1 pseudogene is annotated in these 324 nt (G+C 57.4%); it reads right to left on the reverse strand.

Annotation, left to right across the window (positions count from 1 at the left end):
• Nucleotides 1-187, reverse strand: a pseudogene (locus tag SB753_RS35850) (LysR family transcriptional regulator); the annotation flags it as partial.
• Nucleotides 188-324 lie beyond the last annotated feature (137 nt).

Here is a 324-nt window from a genome sequence, read left to right on the forward strand (position 1 = left end):
GACTGCCGGTTTCCACCACCCGCACGAATACGGTCATCGCTTTGAGAAGATCCATTCCCCCATAATAATTGGTTCTGTTGCCATTCGCCGTGCGTTTATCAATTTTTGCGAAGGTAATAGAGTGTGTCCACGCTCGACGCGCGGGCCAGTCCGGCTCGCTTCGCGCCATTCCATGCACGGACATCATGCGCACACACATCCACTCATCCAACCGGTCTCCAAGACTCGCGCTGCTCGCGACCAGCCTTGGCTTCGTCATCATCTGTCTCGACGTCACGGTCGTGAACGTTGCGCTAGCGAGGATGCGCGACGGCCTGCAGATCG

Origin of the sequence: Paraburkholderia sp. SIMBA_053, from assembly GCF_046534895.1 — a bacterium.
Lineage (GTDB): Bacteria > Pseudomonadota > Gammaproteobacteria > Burkholderiales > Burkholderiaceae > Paraburkholderia > Paraburkholderia caledonica.